This window comes from Pantoea sp. USHLN256, from assembly GCF_037149875.1.
Classification (GTDB): Bacteria; Pseudomonadota; Gammaproteobacteria; order Enterobacterales; family Enterobacteriaceae; genus Pantoea; species Pantoea nemavictus.
This window is the reverse complement of the sequence record NZ_JBBCQO010000005.1, coordinates 395,556-404,294: the sequence shown is the minus strand read 5'-3', so window position 1 is coordinate 404,294 and position 8,739 is coordinate 395,556. Positions and strand designations below refer to the sequence as shown.

Here is an 8,739-nt window from a genome sequence, read left to right as displayed (position 1 = left end):
TATCTCTCGCATCCCAGGGCATAAGCGACTCCATAAACGGGTTCTTATGCCTTAGTTGTAAGTGTCTACCATGTCCCCGAACAAGTGTTCACGATCTCCCCGGACTGAACACCCGCAAGCGGGAGAGGGAATGAATAGCAGCCTCTGCCACATGCGGGTGAGGGAGTTGATGGCTGCTGGATCTGCTCCCTCTCCCATTTGTGGGAGAGGGCTGGGGTGAGGGCCCGATCACATATCCACACCCTGATTAATTACCGCAACTAAACTTTCTCCTTCCCACGCCGATAATTTTCCCACTGAGTCCGTGCGCTTTGCCCCACGATTTTGGGGCTCTACGATCACCTTCTGGTATGGAAAACTGTCATGATCGCAACGCCCTTGTCAGGCCCGGACGCCGTGCCGGTGGAGATGGTCTCTCTCAAACGTATTGCCCAGCGGGCCGATAGCCTGGCGGTGATCCTCAGTTGGGCACTGTGGCCGATTGCACTTGGCGTTGGCTGGCTCAATGACAGCACAAGGGTGGCGCTGATTGCCGGCTTAGTGCTGGCGCTGCTGGCGACCTTTTTCGGCACCGCGCTACGCGGTACGCTGACCTCACGCTTGGTGCTCTCCGCGCTGCTCATTGGCTGGGCAGGTTTGTTGATTCAGCTGGGTGGCGGCGAAACCGAATACCACTTCTCTGTGTTTGTGCTGATGTCGGCGCTGCTGGCGTGGCGCGATATGCGGCCGTTATTAATGGGCGCGGCGGCAGCGGCCACCCATCACGTGCTGTTCAATTATCTGCAGGAGAATGATCTGTTCGGCGTGATTGTTTTCCACCATCCTGGCTGGGATATGGTGCTGTTCCACGCACTGTTTGTGGTGGCGCAAACCGCCATGTTACTGGTGATTGCGCGCCAGATGGCCGTCGATGCGCGTTCGGCCAGCGAAGTGGCGGAGTTGGCGGCTCAGATCAATCAACAGGCGGGTTATCTGACGCTGAACGCCGATATGCAGCAGAGTGCAACGCCGTTCGCCCGTACCTTTAGTACCACGCTTGGCACCATGCACGGCACTTTGCATCAGGTCAGCGAGGGCGTGGGACTGCTGCTGGCGGAGTCTGACAGTATTCTTGAACGTAACGCCGCGCTCTCAACGCGCACCGATGAGCAGGCGCAGGCGCTGGAAGTGGCGGCGAGTGCCATGACTGAAATCAGCATCGCCGCCAGCCTGACCCGCGATAAAGCGCTGAGCGCGCGCCAGTTGGCGAGTGAAACCCGCACGGTGGCCACGCGCGGCGAAGAGAATATTCAGTCGGCGATTCACTCGATGGAGAAAATCAGTGAGGAGTCGAGAAGGGTAAAAATCATTCTGGAGCTGATTGACGGCATTGCTTTTCAGACCAACATTCTGTCGCTGAATGCCTCGGTGGAGGCCGCGCGTGCCGGTAATCAGGGACGCGGTTTTGCCGTGGTCGCCAGTGAAGTGCGTAACCTGGCGATGCGCAGTGAGAGCGCTGCGCGTGAGATTCGTCAGCTGATGGATGCCAGCTCGACCAGCACCGAGCACGGCACCGTGCAGGTAGAACATGCGGCGCAAACCATGCGCGAGATTCACAGTAGCATCAGTGGCTTATCGCAGCTGGTAACAGAGCTGTCGGAGATGAGTGAGCAGCAGAACCTGAGCATTGAACAGATTCAGCAGAGCATCAACAGTATTGATCACAGCGTACATCACAACGTGCAGCACGTGGCCGAAACGCTGCAGGTGGCGCAACAGCAGCAGCAGCAGGCGAATGCGCTAAAGCAGGCGATTTCGTTGTTCAGGTTGAGGTAAATACCCATATTTTCTGCGTATCGTAGCGGCGCAATTCATTGCGCATTCTGGCGCGCCAAAACCATGCGCAATGAATTGCGCCGCTACGGTATTTGCGTTTTATTCCACGCCTTTAACCAGCAGCACGCGGTATTTTGCACCTTTCAGACGATGCGCTTTAGCTTCCTGATACGCTGGGCTGAAATACCAGCCTTTTGCCGCTTCAACATCCGGGAACTCCAGCACCACTACGCCTTCAGCTGGCGGACCTTCCAGCGTTTCCAGCTCGCCGTAAAACGCCAGCGGGGTGATCGGATGGTCGCCGCGCGCCTGGCCCGCTTTTTCGGCGTAGGTTGCCAGTTCGTCCTTGTCTAAGGTTTCGTCCTTAATAAACACCACATATGCAGCCATTATTTCTCGCCTCGCGCCTGACGTTTGTCTTCAGTGTTGTTATCAAAATCTGACGCATCATGACGTTCCAGCAGCTGATCCTGCGGTTCGGCACCAAATGCACGATTCACCTTTCGGCCACGGATTACCGCCGGACGTTCAGCAATCTCTTTCGCCCAGCGCACCACGTGTTTGTACGACTGCACATCGAGGAACTCGCTGCCGCCATATTGGTTATTCAGCACCAGGTTGCCGTACCACGGCCAGGTGGCGATATCGGCGATGGTGTATTCATCACCGGCGAGGAAGCGATGGTTGGCCAGCTGACGATCCAGCACGTCGAACTGACGTTTGGCTTCCAGCGTAAAGCGGTTGATGGCGTATTCGATCTTCTCTGGCGCGTAATGATAGAAGTGACCAAAGCCGCCGCCGAGGTAGGGCGCAGAACCTTGCAGCCAGAACAGCCAGTTCAGGGTTTCGGTGCGGCCTGCCAGTGAGGTCGGCAGGAAGTGGCCGAACTTCTCTGCCAGATACAGCAGGATGTTGCCGGATTCAAATACGCGCTGCGGTGGGGTAACCGAGTGATCGCTCAGCGCCGGAATTTTTGAGTTTGGGTTCACATCAACAAAACCGCTGGAGAATTGATCGCCATCGCCGATACGAATCAGCCAGGCATCGTACTCGGCGTCTTTGGCCCCGACGGCAAGCAACTCTTCCAGCAGGATGGTAATTTTCTGGCCGTTTGGCGTGCCGAGCGAATAGAGCTGCAGCGGATGTTTGCCGACCGGCAGCGTTTTCTCATGCGTCGGTCCGGCGGTTGGACGGTTAGTTTTTGCGCCGTTACCTTTGGCTTCCGGGTCCCAGGTCCAGACTTTCGCGGGCTGATACTGATGTTCCGACATAGTGGTTCGCCTTGTTGTGTTTGGTTTTTTGCTGCTACTGAGTGTAGCAGCGCGTGATACAGGCGATTTAACCGCGCTGGCGGTGGGATACAAAGTCTGATTATGTAAAGTTCTCTTGCGTAAAGAGCATAAAGTCGACTTTGCCGGGCTGGTAGATGTCGGGGATGTCGCCCTCTTCCAGATGGCGCAACAGCAGCGTCAAGGCCAGCTGAGCATGGCGTAGGGTGTTTTGATCGATCGTTAAGGTGAGCACGCGATCCTGTAACAGTTGGCGCGTAGTGCTATACAACTCGTGCGTGACGTACACCACTTTACCGTCGAGCCGATGGCGCGCCAGGGCTTCGTAAATCTGGGTGTTGCCGATGCCGGTATTATAGAGCCCCATAATCGGTGGCGAGGCGGCCAACGTTTTTTCCAGCAGGCGACTGATACGCGCGCGCTCGTCCTGACCGGCGAGAATCTCGCGCAGACGCAGCTGCGGAAAGCGTTCGGCCAGCACCGCCTGGAAACCTTCAATGCGCAGGCGGTGCGCAGCATAATCGGCGCGCCCGCTCATCAGCACCACTTCACCCGGCTGCGACAGCATGCTGCCCAACATTAAACCGGCGGTGCGTCCGGCTTTGTATTGATCGATGCCTACGTGGCAGAGCCGCGCGGCATCCGGGAGATCGGCGACCAGCGTGATGACCGGTACGCCGCGCGCTTTACAGTCAGCCAGCGCAGCGTAAATCAGCGGATTTTCGTGGGCGAAAACGATCAGCGCATCACGCTTTTTACTGCTGGCAGTGATATGTGCCGCCAACTTTTCTGGCGCATTTTCCGGGATTAGCGTGCGGTGCAGGCGCAAGCGGCGATAGCCGAGTTCGTCTGCAAGTGTGGCGAAGTCTTGTGCTAATTGCTGAAAGAAGAAGGAGGCGTTGCCGCTGAGCAGTACTTCAATCTGCCACGGATGGCGATGCTCTTCAGGCAGAATGCGTTTTAAACCGGCATCACGCGCTGCCTGCAGAATTTTTTTGCTCATGGCGGGCGACACGCCGCCGCGATCGTTTAATACCCGGTCAATGGTGGCGACACCGACGCCCACTTGTTTTGCCAGCTCGGCCAGCGTCACTGCTTTCATGGTGTAGGTTCCATTAGGGCGGGCCCTCATCCTAACCTTCTCCCGCCAGCGGAAGAAGGGACCGATCGAGCTCGCTTTGAGCTCTCCCCCTGTGTGAGAGAGCAATCACGCCGCACTTTCCAGTTCCCTCTCCCTATGGGAGAGGGTTAGAGTGAGGGCATCAGCGCGCATTTACCCTAACAGCTCACGCTCAATCAGCTCGCGCGTTTCAACCGCTTGATACTTCATCTTTTCCGGGTAGCCGAACAGCGCCGCCGAGATAATTGACTCGCCGCCGACTTTAAACGTGCGATTCGCAAAATTCATCTCGCGCAGCGCTTCAAACAGCGCATCGAAATTGACTTCGCCTTCACCGACCGCCACGTGCTGGTGGATAGTGGCATCCACGCCCGGCGGGTTAACGATGTAACGACAGTGCTTGGTGTGGTTCATGGTATCGGCGATCAGCATATGTGACAGATCGTCACCGGCGTAATGCAGCATGTTCTTCACATCGCCGACGCCTTTGTCGTAATAGAAGGTGTGCGGTGCGCTGTAGATATACTTCACGTTTTCGCTGCGGAATGACTTCACAATGTCCGCGGTTTCGTTACTTTGCTCGCAGAAATCCCACGGGTGGGCCTGAATCTCGACGCGAATGCCTTCACGTTCGATGATCGGCAGCAGCTCTTCCATCGAGCGATAGAACATCTCTTCACAAATTTCCGGTTCGTTGGGATTGCCCGACAGCTCTGTGTTGATCACCTGCACGCCCATTTCGACGGCTATCTCGATCATGCGTTTCCAGTTTTTCACCGCCGCCTGACGACGCAGCTCATCCGGGCCTGACCAGCGATACACCGTAATGAAAGAGGAGATCTCCAGCCCGGTAGCGTTCAGCGCGTTTTTGTATTCGCGTATGATTTCACGGCTGGCTTTCGGATGTTTATAGAACGGGTTGATTTGCGGATGCGGGGACTGCTCGATGTACTTGTAGCCCCATTCAGCCACCTGATGCACCATGCGCGTGATGCCGAGATCGCGGATTACATCCACATCAAAAGCGATTTTCATTGTTTTCTCCTGAGCGTTAAGCGGTGCGCTCTTCGTTAAAGACCACGCCGATCTGCTTCCTGACTTCATCCATGGCGTGCAGCGTCGCCAGCGAAGTGGCAAGCGGACGTACGGGTGAGTCGAGCAGGCCCTGATGAATGCACCAGGCGGTATGTTCAATTTCATAACTGAGCTGAATATAGCGATTATTCGGTTCTTCCCAGCGCAGCGTGTGGCGGCCGTCGCTGGAGGTCAGACGGAAATTACCCGGCGCATAAAACTGGCCGTCGAGATAAAGCGTGGCATCGCGACCGGCTATCACCGCCGTGCCGGGCGTGTTGCTGAACAGCGTGGTGTTCAGCACCGAATGCATGCCATTGGCGTGAGTTAATAGCATTGAGGTTTGCCCATTGACGCCGCCGGGCGCCGATTGCCCAATGGCGCTGATGCTTGCGGGTGCATCGCCTACCAAAACGCTGAAACTGAGCAGATAACTGCCCAGATCCAACATCGTACCGCCCGCCAGATCCGCGTTGAAAATGCGATGATCTTCCGTGAAATACTCACCATGATCGGCAAGTAGCGTATGCACCTCGCCCAGCGCGCCATCGGCCAACAGCTGGCGAATCACATCATATTTCGGCGCAAAATCGCACCACATCGCTTCAACGCACAAACGCTGCTGCTGCTGTGCCGCCTGTTGCAGCTGCAAGGCTTGCTGCGCATTGAGCGCCAGCGGTTTTTCAATCAGCACATGCTTGCCAGCCTGCAAGGTGCGCAGGCCATCGGTGAAGTGGTGATTGTGCGGGGTAGCGATATACACCACATCAATATCATTACGGCTTAACAGCGCATCAATGCCTGCTACCGCATGGGGAATGTCCCATTTACTGGCAAAGGCTTGTGCTTTATCGAGGCTACGTGATGACACCGCAACCAGCTGTTGTTGTGTATGGTGACGCAGCGCGTTGGCGAAGTGGTCGGCGATCCAGCCGGGCCCGACAATGCCCCAGCGTAGCGCAGGAATTTGATTAGCAGGGTGACGACGCGGTGCCGGTAAAGTGGTAGGGAACATGGTATCTCCGTTTTTCGACCTTTGTGTAAGGCAGATCGCGTTAACTGTAGAAACAGCAAACCGTGGTCTCTACTCTTTTCCTGATGCAAAACCATCAGCCAAAACCGCCGTTATCGGGCAAATAAATATCAAACATTTATTCTGATTGGTATTAAAATGAAATGATAAGTTTCATTTTTGCGAGGGCGATCAAAATAGTGAGAGATTATCTATCACTCAATCTAATTTGATGATGATTTGAGCGCAGAGCTATTGGCGATTTAAGTCAGGTTAAGGCATTATTTTTGATAATTTATTATCATTTAAGTGTGGAAAATAACCCATGAGCAAAATCACCATGAACGCCATTGCCGCCGCCGCAGGCGTGGGCGTGGCCACCGTCGATCGTGTGATCAATCGTCGTGCGCCGGTGCGTGCTGCCACCGAGCAGAAGGTGCTAGAAGCGGCGAATCGTCTGGGATATCGCATTGGACCTGCGCCGCTGCTGAATAGCACCTTGCCGGCAGCCAGCGTCACGGTGCGCATGGGCTTTATCCTGCTATCAAAATCCTACTCGTTCTATCACTCCCTCACCGATGCGCTACGCCAGCACACGCAACCCTTCCATCCGCTGGGCAGCGAACCGCTGTTCACCTGGCACGATATTGATGATGTTGAGGCGGTGGTAGCCTCGCTGTATGCGCTCGCTGAGCAGGTGGATGCCATCGGTTTGGTGGCGCTGGATCACCCGCTCATTCGCCACGCGATTGCAAGCGTGTCGCGCCAGGGCGTGCGGGTGTATGCGCTATTTTCCAACTTCTCACCCTGCGGTCACGCCGGTTATTTCGGTCTGGATAACCAGAAAGCCGGGCGCACTGCCGCCTGGATCGCCACGCATCTGCTGCATCAGCCGGGTTCGGCGGGTGTGCTGGTGGGCGACCATCGCTTTATCTGCCAGGAGAGTAATGAGATCAGCTTCCGTTCGTATCTGCGCGAACAGGACAGCGCACGGCGGGTGCTAGAGCCGTTAAAGACCAATGAGTCGATTGATGGCGGCTACCGTGCGACGCATCAACTGCTGGATGAACATGCTGATTTGGCGCTGATTTTCGCGCCGTGCGGCGGTATTGAGGGGGTGATTCACGCGCTGCGCCAGCAGCCACAGCGCAAGGTGGCGTTGATTTGCCATGGTCCGGTGAAGGAGGGCGAGTTGGCGCTGATTGACGGCACCATTACGGTGATGATCCGCAATCGCATTGATGAGATGGCGATGCGTTTGGCGCAAACGGTGTTGCAGCATCATGCTGAACCCGGCGAGCATTTTACGCAGGTCATCCTGCCGTTCGATATCGTCACGCGTGAAAACCTGTAAACCGCGCCATTGCTGAATTTGATATATTATCTATCATTTTAATGATGCGAAATAGTATGATCGCTATCAAAAAATGAATGTTTCATGGTTGTTGATGATGAAATATTTATTTGATACTTGCGCCATCCATTACCGCAAGGAACGATCATGACTATTCATATTGCGAACGCGCCCTGTAGCTGGGGCGTTGATGACCCGAAAAACCCTTTCCTTCCGCCATGGCAGAAGGTGCTGAGTGAGGCGTCGCAGGCCGGTTATAAAAGCATTGAGCTCGGCCCGTGGAGCTATCTGCCGGTGGAACCTGCCGAGCTGCGCCAGCAGCTGGAAGCGCACGATCTGTCGCTGGTGGCAGGCACGATTTTTGATGATTTGGTGAGTGAAGCCAACTTCCCGGCGATGGTTGAACTGACGCATAACATTTGCCGCAATCTGTCGCGAGTCCCCACCGCAACCAAAACCCACGCCGATAACAAACCCGCGCCCTATCTGGTGATTATCGACTTCGGCAATCCAGAGCGCGCCAAATACGCGGGTCAATCTGACAAGGCGCCGCGCCTGTCAGACGCCGACTGGCAGCGCATGATGCAGCACATCACCACCCTGAGCCAGATTGCCTGGAATGAGTATGGCGTACGCGCGGTGATCCATCCGCATGCCGGGGGTTGCATAGAGTTCGCCGACGAGCTGCAGCAGCTGGTGGAGGACATTCCGCACGAGGTGGCGGGTTTGTGCCTCGACACCGGCCATTTGTACTACTCCGGCATGGACCCGATTCCCTACCTCAGCCGCTATTGGCAGCGCATCGATTACCTGCACTTCAAAGACGTCAACGAGGCGGTATGGCGCGACGTGATTGCCCGCGGTGTGGATTTCTTTGCCGCCTGCGCGGAAGGCGTCATGTGCCCGATTGGTAAAGGGGCGATTGATTATCCGGCGGTGCGCGCCTTCCTCGCGGAGCGCAATTATCAGGGCTGGATCACCGTTGAACAGGAGCGCGATCCGCGAGATGCGGAGACCAGTCTGCGTGACGTCACCGCCAGCCTGCACTATTTGCATTCCGTCGGATTCTAAGGAG

8 protein-coding genes are annotated in these 8,739 nt (G+C 55.9%); 3 read left to right on the top strand and 5 right to left on the bottom strand.

The window, feature by feature from the left end:
* The first annotated feature begins 363 nt into the window (after positions 1-363).
* On the top strand, positions 364-1,815 hold the full coding sequence (locus WFL93_RS15685; protein ID WP_336778524.1) for a methyl-accepting chemotaxis protein: 1,452 nt from the start codon (positions 364-366) through the stop codon (positions 1,813-1,815).
* 99 nt (positions 1,816-1,914) lie between these two features.
* Here WFL93_RS15685 and WFL93_RS15680 read toward each other — a convergent pair whose 3' ends face one another.
* The 5 genes from WFL93_RS15680 to WFL93_RS15660 all read right to left on the bottom strand — a co-directional run bounded on the left by WFL93_RS15680 (position 1,915) and on the right by WFL93_RS15660 (position 6,313).
* The gene (locus WFL93_RS15680) at positions 1,915-2,205 is read right to left on the bottom strand and encodes a DUF1330 domain-containing protein (RefSeq protein ID WP_007888459.1); all 291 of its coding nucleotides are present in this window, start codon (positions 2,203-2,205) and stop codon (positions 1,915-1,917) included.
* A complete protein-coding gene (gene yghU, locus WFL93_RS15675) occupies positions 2,205-3,086 on the bottom strand; it encodes a glutathione-dependent disulfide-bond oxidoreductase (RefSeq protein ID WP_049851325.1) in 882 nt (293 codons plus the stop codon). Before yghU ends, WFL93_RS15680 begins: the two co-directional genes overlap by 1 nt.
* 100 nt (positions 3,087-3,186) lie before the next feature.
* A complete protein-coding gene (locus WFL93_RS15670; RefSeq protein ID WP_336778523.1) occupies positions 3,187-4,206 on the bottom strand; it encodes a LacI family DNA-binding transcriptional regulator in 1,020 nt (339 codons plus the stop codon).
* Positions 4,207-4,377: 171 nt separating this feature from the next.
* Positions 4,378-5,259: a sugar phosphate isomerase/epimerase family protein gene (locus WFL93_RS15665; protein ID WP_277976895.1), complete on the bottom strand. Its 882-nt coding sequence runs from the start codon at positions 5,257-5,259 to the stop codon at positions 4,378-4,380.
* A gap of 16 nt (positions 5,260-5,275) precedes the next feature.
* Complete coding sequence (locus WFL93_RS15660) at positions 5,276-6,313, bottom strand: Gfo/Idh/MocA family protein (RefSeq protein WP_336778522.1); 1,038 nt, start codon at positions 6,311-6,313, stop codon at positions 5,276-5,278.
* 322 nt (positions 6,314-6,635) lie between these two features.
* On the opposite strand from WFL93_RS15660, the gene WFL93_RS15655 reads away from it, so the two are divergent.
* Together WFL93_RS15655 and WFL93_RS15650 are read left to right on the top strand one after the other, a co-directional pair.
* Complete coding sequence (locus WFL93_RS15655) at positions 6,636-7,664, top strand: LacI family DNA-binding transcriptional regulator (protein WP_336778521.1); 1,029 nt, start codon at positions 6,636-6,638, stop codon at positions 7,662-7,664.
* Between the two features lie 147 nt (positions 7,665-7,811).
* A complete protein-coding gene (locus tag WFL93_RS15650; protein ID WP_336778520.1) occupies positions 7,812-8,735 on the top strand; it encodes a TIM barrel protein in 924 nt (307 codons plus the stop codon).
* Positions 8,736-8,739 lie beyond the last annotated feature (4 nt).